Annotated in this window: 23 protein-coding genes, 1 tRNA gene and 1 pseudogene; 11 read left to right on the top strand and 14 right to left on the bottom strand. The window is 54.8% G+C overall.

Going from position 1 to position 21,671, the window contains the following annotated elements; translation table 11 throughout:
* Position 1: 1 nt before the first annotated feature.
* Positions 2–496, bottom strand: coding sequence for an N-acetyltransferase family protein (locus ACXAF0_RS15930; protein ID WP_475346824.1), 495 nt, complete (start codon positions 494–496; stop codon positions 2–4).
* Between the two features lie 255 nt (positions 497–751).
* Here ACXAF0_RS15930 and infA point away from each other — a divergent pair, with 255 nt between their 5' ends.
* From infA to ACXAF0_RS15905, 5 genes are all read left to right on the top strand, one after another.
* Complete coding sequence (infA, locus tag ACXAF0_RS15925; RefSeq protein WP_007092059.1) at positions 752–970, top strand: translation initiation factor IF-1; 219 nt, start codon at positions 752–754, stop codon at positions 968–970.
* Positions 971–1,120: 150 nt separating this feature from the next.
* On the top strand, positions 1,121–1,702 hold the full coding sequence (locus ACXAF0_RS15920; protein WP_475346823.1) for a Maf family protein: 582 nt from the start codon (positions 1,121–1,123) through the stop codon (positions 1,700–1,702).
* A 2-nt stretch (positions 1,703–1,704) separates the two neighbouring features.
* Complete coding sequence (locus ACXAF0_RS15915; RefSeq protein ID WP_475346822.1) at positions 1,705–3,114, top strand: ribonuclease E/G; 1,410 nt, start codon at positions 1,705–1,707, stop codon at positions 3,112–3,114.
* The gene (locus ACXAF0_RS15910; protein WP_475346821.1) at positions 3,107–3,307 is read left to right on the top strand and encodes a DNA gyrase inhibitor YacG; all 201 of its coding nucleotides are present in this window, start codon (positions 3,107–3,109) and stop codon (positions 3,305–3,307) included. Before ACXAF0_RS15915 ends, ACXAF0_RS15910 begins: the two co-directional genes overlap by 8 nt.
* A 117-nt stretch (positions 3,308–3,424) precedes the next feature.
* Positions 3,425–3,500: transfer RNA gene (locus ACXAF0_RS15905), tRNA-Phe, on the top strand.
* A gap of 93 nt (positions 3,501–3,593) precedes the next feature.
* On the opposite strand, the gene ACXAF0_RS15900 is transcribed toward ACXAF0_RS15905, so the two are convergent.
* Both ACXAF0_RS15900 and ACXAF0_RS15895 read right to left on the bottom strand, forming a co-directional pair.
* Positions 3,594–4,589: a hypothetical protein gene (locus ACXAF0_RS15900; RefSeq protein WP_475346820.1), complete on the bottom strand. Its 996-nt coding sequence runs from the start codon at positions 4,587–4,589 to the stop codon at positions 3,594–3,596.
* 164 nt (positions 4,590–4,753) lie between these two features.
* The gene (locus ACXAF0_RS15895) at positions 4,754–5,200 is read right to left on the bottom strand and encodes a hypothetical protein (protein WP_475346819.1); all 447 of its coding nucleotides are present in this window, start codon (positions 5,198–5,200) and stop codon (positions 4,754–4,756) included.
* 417 nt (positions 5,201–5,617) lie between these two features.
* Here ACXAF0_RS15895 and ACXAF0_RS15890 point away from each other — a divergent pair, with 417 nt between their 5' ends.
* On the top strand, positions 5,618–7,165 hold the full coding sequence (locus ACXAF0_RS15890) for a CYTH and CHAD domain-containing protein (protein ID WP_475346818.1): 1,548 nt from the start codon (positions 5,618–5,620) through the stop codon (positions 7,163–7,165).
* A 37-nt stretch (positions 7,166–7,202) separates the two neighbouring features.
* Here the strand turns inward: ACXAF0_RS15890 and ACXAF0_RS15885 are convergent, their stop codons facing one another.
* Positions 7,203–8,681 carry a cryptochrome/photolyase family protein gene (locus ACXAF0_RS15885; RefSeq protein WP_475346817.1) on the bottom strand — a complete coding sequence of 493 codons (1,479 nt, stop codon included), beginning with the start codon at positions 8,679–8,681 and terminating at the stop codon, positions 7,203–7,205.
* Positions 8,682–8,800: 119 nt separating this feature from the next.
* Positions 8,801–10,321: a MocR-like pyridoxine biosynthesis transcription factor PdxR gene (gene pdxR / locus ACXAF0_RS15880; protein ID WP_475346816.1), complete on the bottom strand. Its 1,521-nt coding sequence runs from the start codon at positions 10,319–10,321 to the stop codon at positions 8,801–8,803.
* Between the two features lie 118 nt (positions 10,322–10,439).
* Between pdxR and ACXAF0_RS15875 the strand changes: the two genes are divergently transcribed.
* Positions 10,440–11,087, top strand: coding sequence for a pyridoxamine 5'-phosphate oxidase family protein (locus tag ACXAF0_RS15875; protein WP_475346815.1), 648 nt, complete (start codon positions 10,440–10,442; stop codon positions 11,085–11,087).
* Between the two features lie 95 nt (positions 11,088–11,182).
* Positions 11,183–11,923, top strand: a complete 741-nt coding sequence (locus tag ACXAF0_RS15870; protein WP_475346814.1) for a PDC sensor domain-containing protein — start codon at positions 11,183–11,185, stop codon at positions 11,921–11,923.
* On the opposite strand, the gene ACXAF0_RS15865 is transcribed toward ACXAF0_RS15870, so the two are convergent.
* Positions 11,910–12,278, bottom strand: a complete 369-nt coding sequence (locus ACXAF0_RS15865; protein ID WP_475346813.1) for a hypothetical protein — start codon at positions 12,276–12,278, stop codon at positions 11,910–11,912. The two genes, ACXAF0_RS15870 and ACXAF0_RS15865, sit on opposite strands and share 14 nt — an antisense overlap.
* A 133-nt stretch (positions 12,279–12,411) precedes the next feature.
* Here ACXAF0_RS15865 and ACXAF0_RS15860 point away from each other — a divergent pair.
* Positions 12,412–12,828, top strand: a pseudogene (locus tag ACXAF0_RS15860) (N-acetyltransferase family protein); the annotation flags it as partial.
* A 115-nt stretch (positions 12,829–12,943) separates the two neighbouring features.
* Here the strand turns inward: ACXAF0_RS15860 and ACXAF0_RS15855 are convergent.
* A complete protein-coding gene (locus ACXAF0_RS15855) occupies positions 12,944–13,405 on the bottom strand; it encodes a helix-turn-helix domain-containing protein (protein WP_475346812.1) in 462 nt (153 codons plus the stop codon).
* Positions 13,406–13,602: 197 nt separating this feature from the next.
* On the opposite strand from ACXAF0_RS15855, the gene ACXAF0_RS15850 reads away from it, so the two are divergent.
* On the top strand, positions 13,603–13,860 hold the full coding sequence (locus ACXAF0_RS15850) for a hypothetical protein (protein WP_475346811.1): 258 nt from the start codon (positions 13,603–13,605) through the stop codon (positions 13,858–13,860).
* Positions 13,861–13,937: 77 nt separating this feature from the next.
* Here ACXAF0_RS15850 and ACXAF0_RS15845 read toward each other — a convergent pair whose 3' ends face one another.
* Positions 13,938–14,849 (bottom strand): pseudouridine-5'-phosphate glycosidase, encoded by a 912-nt coding sequence (locus tag ACXAF0_RS15845; RefSeq protein WP_475346810.1) that lies wholly within the window; start codon positions 14,847–14,849, stop codon positions 13,938–13,940.
* A 222-nt stretch (positions 14,850–15,071) separates the two neighbouring features.
* On the opposite strand from ACXAF0_RS15845, the gene ACXAF0_RS15840 reads away from it, so the two are divergent.
* Positions 15,072–16,265 (top strand): MFS transporter, encoded by a 1,194-nt coding sequence (locus tag ACXAF0_RS15840; protein ID WP_475346809.1) that lies wholly within the window; start codon positions 15,072–15,074, stop codon positions 16,263–16,265.
* 77 nt (positions 16,266–16,342) lie between these two features.
* On the opposite strand, the gene ilvC is transcribed toward ACXAF0_RS15840, so the two are convergent.
* From ilvC to ACXAF0_RS15810, 6 genes are all read right to left on the bottom strand, one after another.
* Positions 16,343–17,362 (bottom strand): ketol-acid reductoisomerase, encoded by a 1,020-nt coding sequence (ilvC, locus tag ACXAF0_RS15835; protein WP_167724710.1) that lies wholly within the window; start codon positions 17,360–17,362, stop codon positions 16,343–16,345.
* A gap of 116 nt (positions 17,363–17,478) precedes the next feature.
* Positions 17,479–17,988, bottom strand: coding sequence for an acetolactate synthase small subunit (gene ilvN / locus ACXAF0_RS15830; RefSeq protein WP_044828093.1), 510 nt, complete (start codon positions 17,986–17,988; stop codon positions 17,479–17,481).
* Positions 17,989–18,091: 103 nt separating this feature from the next.
* Positions 18,092–19,855 carry an acetolactate synthase 3 large subunit gene (locus tag ACXAF0_RS15825; RefSeq protein WP_475346808.1) on the bottom strand — a complete coding sequence of 588 codons (1,764 nt, stop codon included), beginning with the start codon at positions 19,853–19,855 and terminating at the stop codon, positions 18,092–18,094.
* Between the two features lie 152 nt (positions 19,856–20,007).
* Positions 20,008–20,973: a tRNA (adenosine(37)-N6)-dimethylallyltransferase MiaA gene (gene miaA / locus ACXAF0_RS15820; RefSeq protein WP_475346807.1), complete on the bottom strand. Its 966-nt coding sequence runs from the start codon at positions 20,971–20,973 to the stop codon at positions 20,008–20,010.
* 18 nt (positions 20,974–20,991) lie between these two features.
* Positions 20,992–21,414: a PIN domain-containing protein gene (locus ACXAF0_RS15815; protein ID WP_475346806.1), complete on the bottom strand. Its 423-nt coding sequence runs from the start codon at positions 21,412–21,414 to the stop codon at positions 20,992–20,994.
* Positions 21,414–21,668 (bottom strand): type II toxin-antitoxin system Phd/YefM family antitoxin, encoded by a 255-nt coding sequence (locus tag ACXAF0_RS15810; protein WP_475346805.1) that lies wholly within the window; start codon positions 21,666–21,668, stop codon positions 21,414–21,416. Before ACXAF0_RS15810 ends, ACXAF0_RS15815 begins: the two co-directional genes overlap by 1 nt.
* Positions 21,669–21,671 lie beyond the last annotated feature (3 nt).

The following is a 21,671-nucleotide window of genomic DNA, read 5'->3' as shown; positions in this document are numbered from 1 at the left end:
GTCAGTCCGAACCGGCAAGTTCGTTGAACGCTGTACCGTCCAGCACATAGATTTTCTCATCATCGGCATGTCGCATGCCAAGCTTCTCATAAAACCGTTGGCCAATCATATTTTCCGCATCAACCGACAAGCGGATATACGACTTGCCGCTCATATGGGCGTGTTTGGCAACGGCCCCGACCAGACGTTTGGCAAAACCGCCACCGCGATGACTTGGGGCGACGTAAAGGTCCTGAATATAAAGCCCGGCCCGTCCGCGAAATGTCGAATAGCTTGGAAAAAACAGGCACATGGCCACCGGTGTGTCATCAGCAACGGCAATCAGGGCATCAAATGCGCGCTCATCGCCAAAGCCGTCCCGTGCCAGATCATCGGGCGAACTGGCAATCTTGTCCGCGCATCCTGTGGCCTTGCCGATCTCGCAAATCATGGCATGGATTGCCGGTGCGTCAGAACGTTCTGCAAGGCGGATTTCAGTTGTATGAGGATTGGTCATGCGGTGGCTTTCATGCGAAGTCAGGATCAGAGCGGCATCTTAGGGCGCAAGCGGTCACTGGAAAAGCCATAAGCTGGTATTTCTCCCGCGCGATCCGTTTCGGGACGATTTGGCACGACAGAGACGACGCTATTCGTTTAACGCAGTGCTGTAACGCCCTGCTTTGGACGTGAAAGGACTTGACCTTTTGCCCGGTTCAGAGCAGTTTGCCGCCCACCGGTATTTTGATATTGCAATACGAAAGCTAGGAGTCACATGGCTAAAGAAGACGTTATCGAGTTTCAGGGCACCGTCGTTGAACTTCTGCCCAATGCGATGTTTCGCGTGAAGCTGGACAATGACCACGAAATCCTTGCCCATACCTCGGGCAAAATGCGCAAGAACCGTATTCGCGTTCTCGCAGGTGACCGTGTCAGCGTCGAAATGACCCCTTATGACCTGACCAAAGGTCGTATCACCTTCCGTTTCAAGTAATCTGAAACCAAGACCAAGCGCAAATTGACCTTGTCTGGCGGGGCGTTTACCTTTGCCGTCAGGGTGCATTTTGCTGCCTGCATGGAAATGTGAGCATTCATCACATTCCCGATTGAAATGGTCTGGGAACGGATATCCGGGAGCCGCATCTTGTCGAAACTGATACTGGCATCTGCATCGCCGCGCCGTCTTGAGCTGCTTGCGCAGATCGGAATTGTGCCAGATCAGGTCGTTCCCGCAGATATCGATGAAACGCCCCATTCGGATGAAAGCCCACGCCGCCTTGCCCTTCGCCTTGCGGAGGAAAAAGCCCGTGCCGTTGCCAAAGACAATGGCGGGGCTTTTGTGCTTGCGGCGGATACGGTTGTTGCGTGCGGCCGACGCGCGCTTGGCAAGGCCGAAGACCTTGGCGAGGCGCGCAAGTTCCTCACCCTCCTGTCCGGGCGGCGCCACCGTGTTTATGGTGGCATGTGCGTGGTTGCGCCTGATGGCACAGAACGCTCGCGCGTGATCGAGACACAGGTAAAATTCCGCACGCTTGGTCAGGATGACCTGAACCGCTATCTGTCCCATGATGAATGGCAGGGCAAGGCAGGGGCTTATGCCATCCAGGGCTTTGCCGCGACCTTTGTAAAGGCGATCTCGGGGTCGTACTCCAATGTCGTCGGGCTGTCGCTGTGCGAGGTGGATGGTCTTCTGCGCGGCCTTGGCTATAGCCCCAAAGAGGTGTGATCATGGCAGTTGGCGGCATTCATAATTCCCGCCTGCTGATTGACGCTGTTGCGCTTGAGCGCCGGGTCGCCCTGATCGAAAATGATCGTCTGAGCCGCCTGTGGATCGATCGCGGTGGTCCCGCACGTTTTGATATTCATCTTGGCCGTGTTTCCAAACTGATGCCGGAAATGGCTGCGGCCATGGTCGCCCTTGATGGCATCCCTGACGGACTTCTTCCCTTTGATCGCCATAATGGCCCGCTGCATGAAGGGCAGTGGGTTCTGGTACAGATTTCGCGCCTTGGTTTTGAGGATAAAGGGGTGAAGCTTACTGGCCGGATCGCGATCGAGGGTGTCGGTATGATCCTGCGGCCAGCCGCAAACCATATCGAACTGCCGCGCAAGCTCAAGGATGAGAAACGCCGCACCGAACTGCAGGATTTGCTGAGTTCTTTGCAAGCGGATGACGACGGCATCATGTTGCGTTCCGTTGCGCTCGACTGGACGCTTGATGCGATCAGCGCTGAATACAAGCTTCTGAAAGCGCAATGGCAAAAGGCCCAGAAGGCGCTCTCTGAGGCGTCCAAGCCCAAATTGGTCAGCAAGGCCCAGTCGGAAACCGATCAGGTCATAGAACGCCATCTGATGGCCGGCGGCGAATGCATCGTGGATGGTACTGATGAATTCGTGCGGTTGCGCGGATTGCTGACCATGCTGGGGAAACCCGATGATGGTCTTTCACGTCATGTCGGAAGCCGTCTGCTGTTTGATGATCAGGATATTGAGGACGAAATAGCTGCCGCTTTAGCCCCGCGTGTTGAGCTGCAAGGCGGTGGTTGGATCGCGATGGATATGGCAACTGCCCTTTGCGCGATTGATGTCAATGCCGCCGGGGCAGAGGCCGGCCGTGATAGCGAAGCCCGCGCGGCTGAGGTTAATCTGCGTGCCGCAAAAGAGATCGTGCATCAAATCCGGTTGCGCAATATCGGTGGCCTTGTGGTGATTGATCCGCTTCGCATGAAATCACGCGCTGGGCGCGACAAGTTTGATGCGGCAATTCGGGACGCCTTTGGCCGCGAACTGGATGGTGCGGTTCAGGTTGGCGGCTTCACGCGATTGGGTCTTTATGAATTCAGTCGTCAGCGCGCGGGCGAATCGCTTCACGCGGCCCTGTTTACCAAACAGGAACAATTACCGCTTTTGACAGAGGCAGCGCTGAATTCAGTGTTGCGTGCTGTTGTGGCGCAAAGTCGAAATGGAATGACGGGTGCGGTCAATCTATCGGTTAGCCCCGGGGTGGCAGCGGTCCTTGCCAACAGGGGCAAGGCGATCCAAATCCTGACAAATGCATTTGGGGTGATGCCGAAAATTATCGGGGACCCGGCCCTTGAAAACGATGCCTATCGGTTGGAGAAAAACGAGCATGAGTGAGAAAAAGACAACGAAAACAGTCAGCTCCGACTGCGTGGTTTGTGGCAAACCGGTTGATGAAAAATACAAGCCGTTTTGCTCAAAACGCTGTGCGGATCGCGACCTTGGCAAATGGATGAATGAAAGCTACGCCATCCCAGCCAACGAGCCGCCAGAGTATCTCGAAGACCTTGAAGATGAAGAAGAATTTTAGCGCCAAGCGGGATCACAAAAAAAATGCGATTTGAGGCTGGACAAGCCCCAAAGGAGTTTGTATAACCCCGCTCGTTCCGCAGGGAACACTCCGGAAACGGAAACGAAAGTCGGATTTGCCCAGGTAGCTCAGTTGGTAGAGCAGTGGACTGAAAATCCGCGTGTCGGTGGTTCGAGTCCGCCCCTGGGCACCATCTTTCGGTAGCCAAAAAAACCCGGCCTTCTGGCCGGGTTTTTTGTTTTTGTGGTCTATTTACGCGCCGGTAGAAATGCGTTTTCACGCGTCCTTATGCGGAGCGCGGCAGGGAAAGAGAAAATTCCACAGGGGCTTTCGCATCATTTTCACCGCTTCCGGTGAGATTGCCTGCCTGATCGACACGGAAATTTCCATTTGCGAAGTCGCCACTTGCGCAATTCGCAAACCAGGTTCCGGCTTCCGGCGCACTATGCTTGGTGACCCGGAACTGGATATCACACTGATCACCCTCGCTGATCATGAAGGTAAGCTTCCCGCCATAGTCCTTCAGTGAAATTTCGGTCTCCAGGTCGGCTTGATAAAAATCGCTACCCCAGTTCATGGCGATCGTACCGGTATAATCACCCATCTTGGTATTGGCGGACCAACCTGTGGTCTGCTGGTTGCTTCTGCCGCAGCTGGGCGTGCTCAGGGCCTTAACGCGGGCACCATAAGCCTCGCGATCTTCGATTGCAGAGATGTTCTGGGTAAAGCGCGCCATATTGAACTCGGACTGGCCGCAATGGAATGCAGTAACGATCGTATCAATGGTGCCTCGGTCATTATCGTAGATCTTGACGCCTCTGACTGCGCGCATACCGAACTTTGCGACCTGGCAGTTTGGAAGATCATTCAGAGTCGCATCACCATAGTAACCAACAGCCTTGCCATTGCGGTTTGAGGTGATGGGATATGCTTTTTGGATAACGATCCCGGAAACCTTGAAGGTTTCCCGGAATGCATCCTCATCGGCAAGGTTTGCTTCTGATTGTGGGACAAACCAGCCATCAAACGTATGTGCAGTTGTCACAAAGCCCTCGCCACAGGCCAGCTCCCACTTGTCGTTCTGCACCTGACCGTTGTTGCGCTCGTTCTGTTCCAGCTTTGTCACGGCAACGTTTGAAACGGTGGGAACGTTGAACCGGGATCTTTCAATCGGTCGTTCCTGCCATTCTGAAAATTTGTAATTCTTTGTTGTCTGGCAACCTGCCAGCATGGTCGCGATGGCACCCACGACCAGCCATTTGATCTGCAATTTGGAGTTCATTTTACCCTCAACGTTTTATGTCCCGAGAACAAGATAACGCTTTGCGAACACTAAAAAAACTGTTCAGAGGTAGAGGAGGGTCGGTAGCCGAAGGTTTGCCGAGCTTTAAGTTTCAAAAGCTTTGATGTGCGCGAGGCTGATGGGCATTGGTGGGATTGGTTTGGTCAGTTCGGAACTGGGAGGCTGAACGAAACCTTCTCGCCATTGGCAGCTGTGCCAGCACCCAAAATATTGCCCTGTGCGTCAAACTGGAAGTTCCCGGCGGCGTAGCTGTCATCCGGGCAAATCAGTTCCCACCAGCCATGCGCAGGCGCCCGTCGGTCGTCGCGGACGAATTTACCAAGGCAGGTCTGTGCGCCATAGACGTCAATCATGCCGCCAAAGGCATTGGCGCGAAGCTTGGTGTCATAGCGTGAAAACGGGCCGATGCGTGACCAGTTCAGATTGATTTTGACCATCTTGTTGGTGGTGAAGCGCACAGCTTCTTCTGACTGCGCTTGTTTGGCCTGCCATGCGTCGTAACTGATTTCCGAGGTGGTTTCGCAACCGCTCATCAGTAGGGCGATCCCCATAAGCAGGGCTGTTTTCAATGTCCGGGGTTGGGTAAGCATTTTTGCCCTCTGGCAGGTTGATTTGCACCGACTTTAACTGACATAACGCAATTCGCAAACGCCACGATGCTGCTATCACTATATTGCGCTGCAATCGTCCAGAATCGCCGCCGCATCAATAGCTTGATACAGAGGTTCGCACGTGTGAATGGGTAAGATATTTGCAAACAAGCTGCGCTAAATGAACCTGATCCAGCCAATTTGTTTTCAAATGAAAACAGGCGCTTGAGCAAAGTATTGATCGGTCTTTTAAGGCTTGATTTTGGGCGCGTTTCTGCCTTTTGTTGCGAAAATTTTACATTCCGCTACCATCAATCCCGCTTCGTGTTTCAACCCGCTGAAACATAAAATTGGTTACTACTTGGTGGCGGAGCAGCGTACGCCGCGCTGTGATAATAACTCGCTTAGGGGAACCAGATGGCCGAGAAGCAGATCGAGATCGAACTCAAACTTCGCATCGATCCAAAACATGTCGCGCGTCTCAAAAGCGCGCCGGTCCTGCGCGAGGTCAAGGAAGGCCGTCGTCTGGAAACCACCCACCTTGTCTCTATCTATCATGACACGCCGAAACTCTCGCTGGCTGAGAATGGCCTGGCTGTCCGCCTGCGCAAGAAGGGCAACAAGGGCTGGGAGCAAACTGTCAAGGCAACCAATGGCCTGCGCGAGGCCCTGCCTGAGCGCAATGAATGGACGGTTGAGCTGGAAGAAGGTGTGCTTGATCTTGACCGCTTCACCGACAAGGATGTCAAAAAGCTTCTCAAGAAGTTTGTGAAGAAAAAGCAGATCGATCGCATCTTTGAAAGCGACCTCAAGCGCGGGGCGGTGGACCTGACCTATCGTGATGCGGTGATGGAACTGGCAATTGATCAGGGTGTCGTGCGCTCTGGCGAGAAAGAGGTGCCGATTTCCGAGGTCGAGTTCGAGCTCAAGGAAGGCCATCCGGCGGCCCTTTTTGATCTGGCTCTTGAGCTGCAACGCACCGTGCCGCTGTTGCTCAGCATGCGCTCCAAGGCGTCTCGCGGGCGTGATCTTTATCTCGGTAAGGGACCGGGTGCATTTCGCTCCGCCGCGGTTGAACTAAGTGCTGATATGTCAGCCGAAACCGCCTTTCGCGCGGTGATTGCCGAAGGGCTTCGCATGATTCTCAGTAACGAGATTTGCGTGCGACAGGACCTTGATATCGAAGGCTGCCATCAGATGCGGGTCGGTATGCGCCGTCTGCGGGTTGCCCTTAATCTGTTCAAGAAAAATCTGCCAGCAGGCGAAGCCGTTTTGCTGCGTCGCTTGCTTAAGCATTGCAGCAAGCGACTGAATGGTTTGCGTGATTGGGATGTATTCCTGAGCGAAACACTTCCGATGATCGAAACCCGTTTTCCCGACCATGCGGGAATGGCTGAGCTTCGCAAGGCTGCGGAAAAGCAGCGCGCAGTAGCGCTATCTTCTGCGCACAAGATGCTCGATGAACCAGAATATGGGCAGCTGCTGTTGCTGCTAGGCGCTTGGGCCAGCTATTCCCGATGGGCTTCGGGGGCGAGTGCCGCGCAGATGAAGGCGATGGCGGCACCGGTTTCGGAAATGGCCGAACCCCTTCTGGAGCAGGCCTATAAACGTGTGACCAAGCGCGGTGACCATGTGGCGGACCTAACCACACCGCAACTCCATGCGCTGCGTCTTGATGTCAAACAGATGCGTTACGGGACAGAGTTTTTCGGTGCCATCTATGGGGCCAAAAAGGTCAAAAAGTTCAGATCCAAACTGACCACCATGCAGGAGATCTTGGGTCAGCTTCAGGACGCCGCAGTGGCAGAGGAACGGTTGATGGCGTTGTCACCGCAGCTTTCAAAAGACGGCATGATTGCTATCGGGCTGATTTCCGGCTGGTTCGGGGCGCGTGCCGATCATCGCCTTGAAGGGATCGAGGACGCGATGCATGACTTCATGGATCAGAAAGTCTTCTGGAAATAGCGCAGACGCACATGCACGGACTATCAAGGCTGTCGGGTTACCCGGCAGCCTTTTTCATATCCTGATAGGCGCCAAGGGCGCGCTCACGACCTTCCTTGAGCCCGATCAAGGGTTCGGGGTAGGTTTTGCCCAATGTCACGCCAGCGGCCTTGAGGATAAGCGGGGAGGCTTCCCAAGGCTTGTGAATGTATTGCTCTGGCATGTCGCGCAGTTCCGGTACCCATTGGCGGACATAATCGCCCTTGGGGTCGAACTTTTCACCCTGAAGCACCGGATTGAAAATACGGAAATAGGGGGCGGCATCGGCCCCGCACCCGCCAATCCATTGCCATGAAAACGGATTGTTGGCCGGGCAGGCATCGACAAGCGTGTCGTCAAACCATGCCAGGCCTTCCTGCCAATGGATCAAAAGGTGCTTTACCAGGATGGAGCCGACAATCATCCGCACCCGGTTATGCATATAGCCGGTGTGCCAAAGTTCGCGCATGCCGGCATCAACAATCGGGAAGCCTGTTTTGCCCTTCTGCCAGGCACGTAATCCCTTTGCGTCCTCTGACCACGGGAAATGCTTGAACTGCCCTTGCAAGGGGACAGCGCGCAGGTCTGTGGCGTGAAACAGGATGTGATGGGCGAATTCCCGCCAGCCGAGTTCGGCAATGAATTTCGATGCGGTCTTGCCTTTGCCGGGATTGGCATCGGCATGGTGGTTGGCGGCATGCCAGACCTGATAGGGGCTGATTTCACCAAAGCGCAGATGCGGGGAGAGCTCGGACGTCACGCGACGATCCGGGCGGTCACGCATATCGGCATAATCCGAAAGCCGGTCATCGATAAAATCAAACAGTTGGTCTTTTGCGCCCTGTTCGCCCGGGGTGAAACGCTCATCCAGGCCGCCAGCCCAGTCAACAGGCTTTGGTGCCAGATCAAAATCCGTGATGTTTATCTGGCCTTCAATCTCGCCCTTGAAGACATCCAGGGCCTTTGGCGCCGCATGGGGGGCGCGCGGGGTCGGGAGCTTCTGACAGGCCCGCCAGAACGGGCTATAGACCTTGAAATCTGTGCCTTGCCCGGTTTTGACCTCCCACGGTTCAAACAGAAGATTGGCCTTGTGGCTTTCACAGGTCAGGCCGTGGTCCTGAAGGGCGGATTTGATATCTGTATCACGCTCGGTCGACGGCCTGTCATAAAGCCGGTTCCAGAACACCGCCTGAACTGGTTTCTCATCTGCGATATTTTCAAGAGTAGCTTTCGCATCGCCCTTGAACAGACGAAGCGCGCGATCGGATTTTGTCTCGCCAAGTGCGGCGATGTCCTTGTTCAGCGCCGACAGGCTTTTTTCGAGCCACCATTTCGTCGCCCCACCCAACTGATCAGCAATCACCGGATCAAGGATAAAGACCGGGAGCACAACGCCACCCTGTTCCCTGGCCCATTTCATCGCGGCCAGCAGGGCCGGATTGTCCGCCAATCGGAGGTCGTTTCGAAACCACATGATCGCGATCGGGCGTTCAGTCATCTGTCTTCCTGCTTGCTTGGGCGATGTGTTTGGGGATGTGAAGCCGGAGGGGAGAGAGCGTCGCGACTGTGACAGCGTCTAGAGGGAAAGTCGAGGCGCTCTCTCTGGCTCGGGGTACATCAAGACATACGTCGGATGGTTCGCACCAGTTCACCGAAACTTTCCGAAAGCACATCTTTTTTCCATCCGGCAAAACCAAGCACCAACCCGCGCACAGTTGGCGGCCCCTTTTCCGGGCTGGATTTATGGAAATAGGACGAGAGTGCGCGGCAATCGAGACCGGCTTTAACCAGCTCTTCCTGCATTCTGATGTCGTCCTGATCACCGATTGAACGGGCACAAAGATGCAGTCCGCCATCAGATGGCATCACCGACAGGATATCAGCGGCCTGATCCCCAATCAGGTTTGTAAGATGGGCGCGTCGTTCAGCATATTGCATGCGCATCTTGCGCACGTGACTGCCAAAATGCCCCTCGGCAAAAAACGCACCAAGGGCGGCCTGTGTCGTCGGCGCAGGTACACCGTCGGCAAAACCACGAATGCCGCGAAAGGCCGGAACCAATGCCTTGGGCAGGACAAGATAGCCAAGCCGGATGCCTGGGAACAGCACGCGTGAAAATGTGCCGACATAGATCACCCGGTTGTCGGTATCGAGCCCCTGCAGGGATGAAAGCGGTGGCCCGTCATAGCGATAGTCGCTGTCATAATCATCCTCGACAATCCACGCATGGTTATCGCGCGCCCATTGCAAAAGCGCGAGGCGTCGCGCAAGCGAAAGCGTGGTACCCAGCGGATAGTTCCGCGATGGTGTGGTGACAACAATCCGGGCAGGGGACGGCGTTTTGGCAAGGCCTTCGATGTCCAACCCGTCTTCATCAACTGTAATCGGCTGGACCACAGCACCGCTTGCCGCCAGCACACCCCGAATGCCTTCATAGCCCGGATCTTCGGTGGCGATGATATCGCCCGGATCGACAAGGGCGCGCGCGGCCAGATCAAGCGCCTGCTGCGCGCCTGAGACAATCATCACCTGATCGGTATCGCAATTGACCCCGCGCGATTGCCGCAGCCATTTGGCGATCTCACCGCGCAGCAACGGCAGTCCAAGTGGATCATCTGGAATGGTCAGATCAATATCCGGCGCACGCCATGACCGGCGCAACAACCGCGCCCAAAGATCAAACGGAAACCCATCAAGGTCGGGGGTCGCCGGGTTAAACGGGCGGGCAACACGAAAACGCGGAAAGCGGCGCTGATAGGTCAGCATGCGCTGGGCACTTTGGCTGAGCCGCAACGGGCGGGCTTCTGTTACCGTCGGGTGGCTATTGTTGGTGTTGTCGCACGTTTGCATATCCCGGTCGGGCAGGGCGCGGGCGACAAAGCTTCCGGCGCCGACGCGCGTTTCAAGATAACCTTCCGAGGTCAGCAGATCGAAGCCCGTCACCACCGTGTTACGCGAAATGCCAAGCGATTTCGCCAGGTCACGACTGGCGGGCAGGCGTTCACCCGGATGCAGGCGACCATCGAGAATCGCCGATCGGATGCCGTGATAAAGACGGCGATAGGCGGTGGTGCTTCCCTGGTCGTCGGCATCGTCGGACTGGCTTGGATAAATCCAGCTGTAATCACTGCGCGGCATCGCGGCCTCAATCAAATTGGTTCTGTCATTTTTATTATAGTGGACCTTTTGAAAAGTCCAATTTGATCCATGATCAGGCCAAATTCAAAGCCTGATTTTTTGACGAAGAGGTCCCGCCATGTCTGATCAATACGAAATTCATCCTCACACCAAAGTTGTCCGGGGGCCCAACCGTGCGACGTATGACCGCGCACAGATCCACGGCATCATTGATGATGCGCTGATCTGTCATGTCGGGACCGTGATTGATGGCCGCCCGGTGATGATCCCGACCGCCCATTGGCGGGTGGGGGAACGCATTTACATCCACGGTGCATCCAAGAACCGCATTTTAGCCGCCATTGCCAAGGGGGCGGAGGCCTGCCTTTGCATCACGCTACTGGATGGTTTGGTGATGGCCCGTTCTGCCTTTCACCATTCGGCCAATTACCGTTCTGTGATCCTCTATGGCAAAGGCACGCTGGTTGCTGATGACGCGGACAAGATGGAACATTCGCGCCTGTTTACCGACAAGCTTGAACCTGGCCGGTGGGATCAGATTCGCCACCCCAATAAACAGGAACTCAAGGCCACCATGTTCCTTGGTTTTGACCTGAATGAGGTCTCGGCAAAGGTTCGTGCCGGTGATCCGGTTGATGACGACGAAGACTATGATCTTGACGTCTGGGCCGGGGTTTTGCCGTGTGAGACAGTCTGGGGCGCGCCGATTGATGATAGCCGTTTAAAGCCCGGAATTGTCCGCCAGGCTGAAACCGTGAATGAATGATTGTCAGTTCTGCTTGCATCTGGCCCTGTGTTGATGTGTGCTCTAGACTCTAAGCAAGTCTTGAAGTGGGCGAGCCCACAACACAGGGTTCAATGATGAAAAAGTGGCTGATTGTCGTTTTAGGCCTTTTGGGGCAGCCTGGTATTGCATCGGCAAATGCCAACAATGTGTCGTTGGAAGAAAACGTTCTGCTGATGGCGACGCATGTGGAGAATATCCTTAATCAAACGGATGGTCTGATGCGGCGGTCGGCTGACCTTCTGCGCAATGCAGGCGGCATGAATGACGTGGTGATCCAGGGCAGCCTTGCGAGCTATACCGAACAGGTCGAAGCCGTTCGTGCACTGTTGTTCATCAACAGCAAAGGCATTCTCGAATTTGATACGACCCGTTACCCGGCGGCTGACCTTGATCTTTCCGGACGTCCTTATTTTTCCAAGACGATTACGCTTGAGGACGAGCATATCCAGATCCAGACGCCTGTCCTGGGCAAGCAATCCGGCGTGCCATTCGTGCCGGTAACGCGGGTGTTGCGCGGGGTATCCGGATCGGTCATGGGCGTATTGGTTGCTGTCATGACGCCAGATGCCTGGCTGCCTTCTGAGCGGGCGTGTCGGTTATGTTTCTATTCGGCCTTTACCATTGATGGCGAGACAATCATGACGGCCCCGGCACAAATGGAACTCGCTGAGGATTTCTTTGAAAGCCTGATGATTGTTGATGGGCGATCAGGGATAAGTGAAACCAAACTGAATACGTATCCGGCCCGCACAATGTGGCGTCGTTTGCGCGATTACCCAGTCGTCGTGACCAGTTCTGTGGTCACCATATATTGATTGTTTCTGTAGGTTCCTTGTCCACCAGATAAAGCAGGAAGGCGATTGCCTGCATCTGGTCTTTTGACGTGAACTCATTGGCGGGCTTGCCGATATGCTGTTCCATTGCTGACCATATGTCAGCCGGGACGGTGCTGGTCTTTTCACTAACAAGAACAGTAAGTCTGCCAATATCGTCGGCATTCAGTGCAGGCGGCGGGGCGACATAGGCATGTGTAACCGCGCCGATCGTTGCCGCAGACAAAGCGATCACAATCGCCATAACCCAAAGCTGTGGCTTTGACGGTGTTGCGGTTGTCTTCCGGGCCAGCAGGGGTGCCCTGTCCAGTCGTTTTTGCAGATCTATATCAAGCATGTGACTGTTCCGACGTTCTCAATCTGTGGTCAGAATTACGATGTTGTTACTGTAGATAGATTTATACCTAAATCGCAACACGCGAAAGATGTGTAAGCTGATTCCCTAGAACTTGTAACAAGGGGATAAGCTTATGGTTGCAATCAGGTTTGCTAAAAAGGAAGACGTTTCAAAGGTTTCGGAGATACATGCGTTTTGTTGGCGTGAAACATACGCCTTTATGCCCGATGCCGTTTTGCATAGCAGAAACCAGGAGTTTAGAAGGCTGCAATGGCTGAGCTGGTTCGAATCCCGTTCACGGGGTGAAGCGCTGTTCGTATTGGAGGCCGATGATACCGTCGTCGGATTCTGCTTTTGCTGTCCGAACAAGGACGATGCCATTACCGCCGCCGGAGAAATGCATGCGGCCTATGTGCTTCCGGATTACCGCGGGCGTGAGGTCGGACCGCTGATGATGTTGACCATGCTGGATTTCATGGAGTCACATGGACTGACGCCACCGGCATTGTGGGCATTCAAGGACAATCCGGTCAGGCTTTGGTATGCGCAGATGGGCTGGCGTCGCGAGGTTAAGCGTGACCGGGTGATTGAAAATGTCGCCATTCCCGAGTTTGGGTATGTTTGCGATGATTGCGCGGCGTTACGTGCCCGGTTGACCAAGCTTCTTAGCCGCTATGGCGTTGAAACTGCTTTGAGGCAAACTCAACCACGTTTTCGAATGCCTCAACATCGAAGCTCTTTCCATCTGCCTGCTGTTTCTCGCGGCAATAGTCAAACAGCGAAAGAAACAGGTCCGCAAACTCGTCCGGATCCACTTTGACAGCCTTTGATTTGCCCGCGATAAAATAGGCAATATTAAAGACAATCTTGCGATCGCGTTCTTCGCTGGCAGTTGCGGGCTCATTCACCGGTGCGCCTTGTCCGGTGAGTAGCCATTCGATCGAAACGTCTGTTGCACGGGCAATGGCAACGCAGGCGGATGCCTTCGGGTCGTTGCGGCCATGACTGTAATTTTCAAGCGTGCGTGCGGATATGCCGGTGCGTTCGGCAAGGGCCGTGCGAGAACCAGCGATCTTTTCACAAAGACCGATACGCTGACCAAGTTGCTTTGCGTCGTTTTCTGTCATCTCCGCCTTCCCACGCCTGTCTATCCCGATAGGATAGGATCCTACCCCTAAAGTGGGTAATTTGAAATGCTTCTAATAAAAAATAACGCGAATTTTTCTCAAAATTGGTGAATTTCAGCTCTTTAACCGCTTATTCTACGCGAAATTTAGTGATATGCTGAGAATTGGTTTAGGGAAAACAAAAAAGTGCGTAGTTAATGTTAAGCGAGCAAATAGAGCAGATAGCCAGTCTCCTTCGCAAAAACGCTAACCATCATAATGGACAATTGCAACTTACGGGTAAGACAACAGACGTTTTCCTGTCGAATTTGCAGTTCCTGGTAGATGATCTCAAACGCTTTGAAAAATCGGAAGTCGGCATAGATATTCAATCGCCGGCAATTTCGGCAATATATCGCGAACTTGTTTTGGCAACGGCAAGGCTTGAAGCAGACCGGGATTGCTCGACCGAATAAAGGTCTGCTCGTCACGCAGGTTGGAATAAAAACCCCCGTGCGAAGCACAGGGGTTTGTATTTGATGGAAGGTCGGGATCAGGCGTCTGCCATTGAAGCTGCGATCTTCGCACCGAGGCGGGCATTGTTGCGCACCAGCGCGATATTGGCCTCAAGGCTTTTGCCTTCGGTCAGCTGGGTGACACGGGCGAGAAGGAACGGGGTGACGTCACGTCCCTGAATGCCTTTTTCCTTGGCTTCGATCAGGGCATCGTCAATCGCGCCTTCGATGGCTTCCCGTGCCAGTGCCTTGTCAGCTTCCGGCGGATTGCCAATCACCGCACCGCCTTCAAGACCAAATTCCCATTGTGATTTCAGGAAGGCTGCGAGTTCTTCGGGGGTATCAAGGCGAAGCGGTGCCTTCTGACCGCTTTCAACCGAATAGAATGCCGGGAATTCATCGGTGCCATAGGCAATGACCGGCACGCCAAGCGTTTCAAGATGTTCAAGCGTTTTGGGGATATCAAGGATCGCCTTTGCCCCGGCGCAAACAACCGCAACATTGGTTTTGCCTAGCTCGGTCAGATCGGCCGAGACATCGAAATTGCCTGCAAGGTCACGATGCACCCCGCCAATACCGCCGGTGGCAAAAACGCGAATGCCGGCCTTTTCCGCCAGGAGCATGGTTGCCGAGACCGTGGTCGCACCATCGCGTTTTTTGGCAAGGCAATAGGGGATGTCACGGCGCGACAGTTTGAGGATGTCGGTCCCCTTGGCGAAATATTCCAGTTCTTCGGGCGACAGGCCGATCTTGCAGCGCCCGCCAATCACGGCGATGGTGGCCGGAACGGCACCGTTATCGCGCACATCCTGTTCAACCGCGCGCGCGGTTTCAAGGTTCTGCGGATAGGGCATGCCATGGGAAATGATGGTAGATTCAAGGGCAACAACAGGCTTGCCTGCGGCGAAGGCCTCTGCGACCTCGGGGGCGATATCAATATAGTCCGACATTCCGATATGCTCATATCTGGTTTAAAGTTTTAAAGGCCAGAATTAAACAGAACGGCCTTTGAAATCCAGCGCAAAGCAGGGTGTTTTGCGAATGGCTGCTGTGCGTGATCATGGCAACCGGTGCCGCTGAAGCACGAGACCTATTTCAGACGCCACATTGTAAGTCGCTGATTTGGCAGCTATCGTATCGCCACCACCAACCGACTTAAGGCCCACCCGAACATGCATGCCAAGCCCACCCTGACAACCGGCCTTCTGGCCTTTATGGCGGTCGGAAGCGGCCTGTCCGTTGCCAGTCTTTATTATGTACAGCCCCTGCTTGAACTGCTTGCCCGCGAATATGGGCTGAGTGAAACCACGGCCGGTTTTCTAGTGACCGTCGCACAGCTTGGCTATCTGACCGGGCTGATTGCGGTGGTACCATTGGGCGATCATCATGAACGGCGTAAATTGCTGACCGTAACTTCGGCCCTCACGGCGGTCGGGTTACTGGCGATGGGTTTGGCGCCGTCCTTTTTGATGCTGGTGGTGTTTAGCTTTTCGGTCGGGATCACCTGTGTGACGGCGCAAATTCTTGTGCCGCTGGCGGCCCACCTTGCGACCGATGACAAACGAGGTTCTGCGGTCGGGACGGTCATGGGCGGTCTGTTGATGGGGATCCTGTTGGCCCGGACATTTTCGGGCATCATGGCCGAACTTGCCGGGTGGCGGTCGGTGTTTATTGCAGCCTCGGTCCTGATGACGTTCTATTCGGTAGCGTGCTACCGGATCATTCCCCACATTCCGCCGACGTCACATACCAGTTACCGCACCCTTTATCTTTCGATCCTGCATCTGTTTCGCGATGAACCGGTCTTGCGCCGCCGCAGCCTGATTGGCGGCCTGCAATATGCCGTGTTCGGTATTTTCTGGACGTCGATGGCCTTCATGCTGGTGCGCCAATATGGCATGTCCGAGGCCGTGATAGGGCTTTATGGCCTGATCGGTGCGATTGGCATTCTGGCCGCCCGTATTGCCGGAAAGCTGGCTGACAGGGGTTGGGCACGGCTGAGTACCGGCGGGTTTTTGATGACCACCGTTTTAAGCTGGGCGTTGCTGTATTGGGGGCAATGGTCGCTGATTGCCTTTGCGCTGGGCGTGGTGCTGATCGATCTCGGCATCCAGGGCGCGCATATCTCAAACCAGAGCGAGGTGTACCGCCTTAACCCCGAAGCCCGCAGCCGCCTGACGACCGGCTATATGGCCAGTTACTTTCTGGGTGGGGCGTGTGGGTCTGCCAGTTCTGCCATCGCCTATGGTATTGGCGGCTGGCCCGCCGTCGTTGCGCTTGGCGCCGGGGTGTCGGTCCTGTGCGTTGTGATCTGGGCGGCAACCGAATTGCGCTTCCCGGTCGGGCAAATGAAACACGGCGGATAAGCCAAACAACAATACCCAAAACAAAACGGCCGCCCCATTGGGACGGCCGTTTGCGTAAGAAAGATCCAAGCTTGTGCTTAGTTCTTTTCTTTGTCGACGAGCTGGTTCGCAGCAATCCACGGCATCATTGCGCGCAGTTTGGTACCAACTTCTTCGATTTCGTGTTCGGCGTTCAGACGGCGGGTTGCCTTGAACATCGGCTGGCCGCAATGCATTTCCTGAACGAAGTCACGTACGAATTTGCCTTCCTGAATGTCAGCAAGAACTTCTTTCATACGTTCTTTGACCGATGCATCAACAACGCGCGGGCCGGTGACATAGTCGCCGTATTCTGCGGTGTTGGAGATCGAGTAACGCATGTTGGCCATACCGCCTTCATACATCAGGTCAACGATCAGCTTAACTTCGTGCAGGCACTCGAAATATGCCATTTCCGGTGCATAACCAGCTTCGGTCAGGGTCTCGAAGCCGTACTTGATCAGCTGGGTCAGGCCGCCACACAGAACTGCCTGTTCGCCGAACAGGTCGGTTTCGCACTCTTCTCGGAAGGTGGTTTCGATAACGCCCGAACGACCGCCACCGATTGCCGAAGCATAGGACAGGGCAACTTCAAGCGCGTTGCCAGATGCGTTCTGTTCGATCGCAACAAGGCAAGGAACCCCGCCGCCACGTGCATATTCGGAACGAACGGTGTGACCCGGGCCTTTCGGCGCGATCATCATGACATCAAGGTCAGCGCGCGGCTCGATCAGGCCGAAGTGAACGTTCAGGCCATGTGCGAACAGAAGAGCCGCACCCTGCTTCAGGTTGTCGCGCAGTTCGTTGGCATAGATCGCAGCCTGATGCTCATCCGGGGTCAGGATCATGACAACATCTGCCCAAGCAGCTGCTTCGGCCGGGGTCATGGTTTTCAGACCGGCATTTTCTGCCTTCTTGCGCGAAGCGGAACCTTCACGAAGACCAACAACAACTTCCTTGACGCCGGAATCATGGAGGTTCAGCGCATGGGCATGGCCCTGCGAACCGTAACCGATGATGGCAACTTTTTTGGTTTTGATCAGATTAACATCTGCATCGCGGTCGTAATAAACACGCATCTTTCGATACCTCTGGACGTTGGACCACGCTGATTTTCATGCGTGGCGGATGGTAATAATTATTATGGGGCAGGCCCCAATGCCTTACCCGATGCGGATCACCGGGCAGGGCAAACTCACATCGTCAGTGTGCCGCGCGAAATCGCTGCCACACCGGTACGCGAAATTTCCGAAAGCCCAAGCGGCTCCATCAGTTTGATGAAGGCGTCGATTTTTTCAGGGCTGCCGATGATTTCATACACGAAGGAATCGTTTGTCGCATCCACTGCGCGCGCCTTGAAGATGTCGGCAATACGCAGGGATTCCACACGTTTCTCACCCGCGGCAATCACTTTGACCAGTGCAAGCTCGCGCTCGACACTTGGCCCGGCAAGGGTCAGGTCGCTGACCTTGTGCACCGGAACAAGGCGCGAAAGCTGGGCCTTGATCTGTTCGATCACCATCGGTGTGCCCGAGGTAACCACAGTGATGCGCGACTGGTGGGCCTGGGCGTCGACTTCGGCAACGGTCAGGCTTTCAATGTTATAGCCACGGCCGGAAAACAGCCCGATGACACGGGCCAGAACGCCGGACTCGTTATCCACCAGAACGGATATGGTGTGTTTCGAAATTTCGGTTTCTTTCACGGTTTCGCTCCGCTAGGGCGCGGTCGGGGGCAGAACGTGCCGCCCGCGCCGGCCTTTTCATTTTGATTTGATGAGTTCGTTGCGCACAGATTGTTTGTGCGGATCAGACCAGAACCATCCCTTCGTCGGAATCAATGGCTTCATTGCCGTTGGTTTCCTGCCCAAGCAGCATTTCATTATGCGGCTTGCCCGACGGAATCATCGGATAGCAGTTTTCCTTGTCATCAACAGCAACGTCCAAAATTACCGGACCATCAATTTCCAGCATCTTCTTGATGGCATCATCAAGATCAGCCGGTTTGTCACAGGTCAGCCCGGTAAAGCCAAAGGCCTCGGACAGTTTGACGAAGTCGGGCAGGGTTTCGCTATAGCTTTCGGAATAGCGCGACCCGTGCAGAAGCTGCTGCCACTGACGGACCATGCCCATGTAACGGTTATTCAGGATCACGGTTTTGATCGGCAGGCGATACTGCGTCATCGTCGCGCATTCCTGAATGTTCATCATGATCGATGCATCACCTGTAAAGCAGACCACGGTCGCATCCGGGTGGGCGACCTGAACACCAAGCGCGGCCGGCATGCCATAGCCCATGGTGCCAAGGCCACCGGACGTCATCCACTCATACGGATGTTCGAACCCGAAATGCTGGGCGGCCCACATTTGGTGCTGGCCAACGTCGGTGGTGATATAGGTCTTGCGATCACGGGTCGCGGCATGGATCGAGCGGATAACATGCTGCGGCTTTATGACGTCTTTTGGCTGCTTGTAGGACAGGCAGTGTTTGGAACGCCATCCTTCGATCTCTTTCCACCAGCCATCAAGGGCTGCTGCTTCGATCTTGTACTGCTTGGCTTTCCAGATCTTGATCATGTCTTCAAGAACATGACCAACATCGCCAACAATGCCGACATCGACCGGAACGTTCTTGTTGATCGAGCTCTGATCAATGTCGATTTGGATTTTCTGCGAGTTCGGCGCAAAGAAATCAAGGTTGCCGGTCACACGGTCATCAAAACGTGCACCAATCGCGACCATCACATCGCAATCATGCATCGACATGTTCGATTCATAAGTGCCGTGCATCCCGACCATGCCAAGATACTGCTTGTCCGATGCCGGATAGGCACCAAGACCCATCAGGGTCAGCGTGATCGGCGCGCCGGTCATGCGGGTGAACTCGGTCAGAAGCTTGCAAGCCTGGGTGCCGGAATTGATCACACCGCCGCCACAATACAGGATCGGCTTTTTGGCCGATGCCAGCATTTCCATCGCTTCTTCGATCTGGCTGCGTTCGCCCTTGACCACCGGGTTATAGGTGCGGTGCTGAACCTGACCCGGCTCCATATAGGGTGCCTTGCCAACAAGGATGTCCTTGGGCAGGTCAATCACGACCGGGCCCGGACGGCCACTTGCCGCAACGTGGAAAGCTTCGTGCATGGTGCGCGCCAGACGATCCGGATTTTTCACCAGATAGTTATGCTTGGTGCACGGGCGGGTAATGCCGGTGGTGTCGGCTTCCTGGAAGGCATCATTCCCGATCAGATGAGTCGGGACCTGACCTGTCAGGCAGACAACTGGAATGGAATCCATCAACGCGTCGGTAAGGCCCGTAACGGCGTTTGTCGCCCCCGGTCCAGAGGTCACCAGCACAACGCCGACCTTGCCGGTCGAGCGGGCGTAACCTTCTGCAGCGTGGACAGCAGCCTGTTCATGGCGCACGAGAACGTGACGAATCCGGTTCTGTTTAAATATCTCGTCATATAGCGGTAGGACAGCGCCGCCGGGATAGCCGAACACGACTTCCACACCCTGATCTGCAAGGGCCTGCAACACTACTTCCGAACCGCTTAAAATACGTTCTGCCATGATTTTCGAGCCTCTTTACTTAACGACAACAATGTGTCGCGTGATAACCGCGTGATTGAAACATGATCCAATTATCCTCGAATTGGAGTTGAAAAATCCGCCGAAACGGCGGTTTTCCGCCATTTAGGCGGCAGAAGCGCCAACCTATCGCCTCACTTTGGCGTGGTCAACAGAAATTGGTTAACATCATGACGCATTTTTGCTGCCAAACTTTCCGAATATTGCGCGTCGATGATTTCCTTGGCTAACATTTGGTGCCTGAACCAGGTTAATTGCCGTTTTGCATAGCGTCGGGTTTCACGCTGCGATTTCTCTTTGGCGGTCGCCAGGTCCATCTCCCCCGCAAGGTAGGCGGAAAGTTCACGAACGCCGACAGCCTTCATCACAGGCGCCGTTACAGGCAGTTCAAGGGCAAGAAGCCCTTTGACCTCGTCAATTGCGCCTTGCTCGATCATCAGATCAAAACGCCGGTTGCAGCGGTCATAAAGAATGTCGCGCGGCGGCATGTAACAAAGTTTCTTGAATTTCATGCTTTCTGGCGGGGTAATCACCGGCTCCTTGTGCCAGCTTGCCAGTCCCCGCCCGGTATGGGCAAAAACCTCGGCGGCGCGAATCAGGCGCTGTGTATTGCTGCCATCAAGGTTGGCAGCGGTTTCGGGGTCTTGGCTCTGCAGTTTGGCAAAGAAGGCGTCGTGACCAAGCTCTTCAAGCTCTCTTGTGACCTTATCGCGAATCGCAGCCGGAACATCGGGGATCGGGGCGATACCCTCGGTCAGGGCATTCAGATACATGCCCGTGCCGCCCGTGATGATCGGCAGTTTGCCATTGGCATGACACGTGGCAATCTCGGCCATCGCCATTTCACGCCACTTGCCAGCCGAGCAGGCCTCGCGCCCGGACAGCACACCATACAGCCGATGTGGCGCGCGGGCGATTTCGCTCTCATCAGGGCGCGCAGACAGCACACGCAGTTCCTCATAGACCTGCATGCTGTCAGCATTGATCACCACCCCGTCAAAGGCCTCCGCCAGATCAAGGGCCAGCGCCGACTTACCACTGGCGGTCGGGCCAGCGACAATCAGGACGGGGTGCAATTGGGTGTACTTAGCGGTGGGCATACGATGAGTTTGTCCTGACTATCGGGCTTTCCATGGATCAAACACTTGGGCACCTGTTTGATCAAAGTCTTTGGTGTTGCGGGTGGCGATTGTCATTCCATGAACCAGTGCGCTTGCCGCAATGAGGGCATCGCGGTCAGATTTCGGATCAGGAACATGCAGCTGCGCGCACCGCCTTGCAACGGCTTCGTCAATCGGCAGTATCCTGTTTTCAAAAGCCTTGAGGACATGGCCTTCGAACCAGTTGCGCAATATCTCCGCCTGATCTGGGTCGCGTCGTTCGATCTGTAGAATGCCCGTTTCAATCTCAAGAACGGTTATGGCCGAAATATACAGGGTCGTTGCATCAATGGATTGAGCCCAATTGACGACATTTTTGTCGGCCTTGCCTTGCCCCGCGCGACGAAGTTCTGAAATGACGTTTGTATCGAGGATGAACATTACGACAGATCAGCCGGCTTCATGTTGATCCGGGCTGGTTGTGGGTCAAACTCGATATCGTTTGCGCCAGGCATCGCAAGAAGTTCAACGATGGAAGGTAATGAGCCCGTCAGGCGTTGATATTCCTCGATCGACAGCAATACATGCGACGGCTTGCCACGGTCCGTGATGATTACAGGTCCGCCTTTGGATGCCTTTTTTGCCCCGCTGGTATCCTGATTGAAATCGCGGCTTGAGATTGTCGTGATACCCATTTC

The sequence above is a fragment of the Thalassospira sp. ABD4_177 genome, assembly GCF_056160125.1.
This window is presented reverse-complemented; position numbering and strand designations above follow the sequence as displayed.

Excerpts from the sequence above, each read along its gene's own strand:
- ACXAF0_RS15900 (WP_475346820.1), bottom strand. The coding sequence starts at position 4,589 with ATGAACTCCAAATTGCAGATCAAATGGCTGGTCGTGGGTGCCATCGCG.
- miaA (WP_475346807.1), bottom strand. The coding sequence starts at position 20,973 with ATGCCCACCGCTAAGTACACCCAATTGCACCCCGTCCTGATTGTCGCT.
- ilvC (WP_167724710.1), bottom strand. The coding sequence starts at position 17,362 with ATGCGTGTTTATTACGACCGCGATGCAGATGTTAATCTGATCAAAACC.
- ACXAF0_RS15890 (WP_475346818.1), top strand. The coding sequence starts at position 5,618 with ATGGCCGAGAAGCAGATCGAGATCGAACTCAAACTTCGCATCGATCCA.
- ACXAF0_RS15870 (WP_475346814.1), top strand. The coding sequence starts at position 11,183 with ATGAAAAAGTGGCTGATTGTCGTTTTAGGCCTTTTGGGGCAGCCTGGT.
- ACXAF0_RS15885 (WP_475346817.1), bottom strand. The coding sequence starts at position 8,681 with ATGACTGAACGCCCGATCGCGATCATGTGGTTTCGAAACGACCTCCGA.
- ACXAF0_RS15915 (WP_475346822.1), top strand. The coding sequence starts at position 1,705 with ATGGCAGTTGGCGGCATTCATAATTCCCGCCTGCTGATTGACGCTGTT.
- ACXAF0_RS15855 (WP_475346812.1), bottom strand. The coding sequence starts at position 13,405 with ATGACAGAAAACGACGCAAAGCAACTTGGTCAGCGTATCGGTCTTTGT.
- ACXAF0_RS15810 (WP_475346805.1), bottom strand. The coding sequence starts at position 21,668 with ATGGGTATCACGACAATCTCAAGCCGCGATTTCAATCAGGATACCAGC.
- infA (WP_007092059.1), top strand. The coding sequence starts at position 752 with ATGGCTAAAGAAGACGTTATCGAGTTTCAGGGCACCGTCGTTGAACTT.
- ACXAF0_RS15815 (WP_475346806.1), bottom strand. The coding sequence starts at position 21,414 with ATGTTCATCCTCGATACAAACGTCATTTCAGAACTTCGTCGCGCGGGG.
- ACXAF0_RS15825 (WP_475346808.1), bottom strand. The coding sequence starts at position 19,855 with ATGGCAGAACGTATTTTAAGCGGTTCGGAAGTAGTGTTGCAGGCCCTT.
- ACXAF0_RS15895 (WP_475346819.1), bottom strand. The coding sequence starts at position 5,200 with ATGCTTACCCAACCCCGGACATTGAAAACAGCCCTGCTTATGGGGATC.
- ACXAF0_RS15875 (WP_475346815.1), top strand. The coding sequence starts at position 10,440 with ATGTCTGATCAATACGAAATTCATCCTCACACCAAAGTTGTCCGGGGG.
- pdxR (WP_475346816.1), bottom strand. The coding sequence starts at position 10,321 with ATGCCGCGCAGTGATTACAGCTGGATTTATCCAAGCCAGTCCGACGAT.
- ACXAF0_RS15845 (WP_475346810.1), bottom strand. The coding sequence starts at position 14,849 with ATGTCGGACTATATTGATATCGCCCCCGAGGTCGCAGAGGCCTTCGCC.
- ACXAF0_RS15850 (WP_475346811.1), top strand. The coding sequence starts at position 13,603 with ATGTTAAGCGAGCAAATAGAGCAGATAGCCAGTCTCCTTCGCAAAAAC.
- ACXAF0_RS15930 (WP_475346824.1), bottom strand. The coding sequence starts at position 496 with ATGACCAATCCTCATACAACTGAAATCCGCCTTGCAGAACGTTCTGAC.
- ACXAF0_RS15865 (WP_475346813.1), bottom strand. The coding sequence starts at position 12,278 with ATGCTTGATATAGATCTGCAAAAACGACTGGACAGGGCACCCCTGCTG.
- ACXAF0_RS15910 (WP_475346821.1), top strand. The coding sequence starts at position 3,107 with ATGAGTGAGAAAAAGACAACGAAAACAGTCAGCTCCGACTGCGTGGTT.
- ACXAF0_RS15840 (WP_475346809.1), top strand. The coding sequence starts at position 15,072 with ATGCATGCCAAGCCCACCCTGACAACCGGCCTTCTGGCCTTTATGGCG.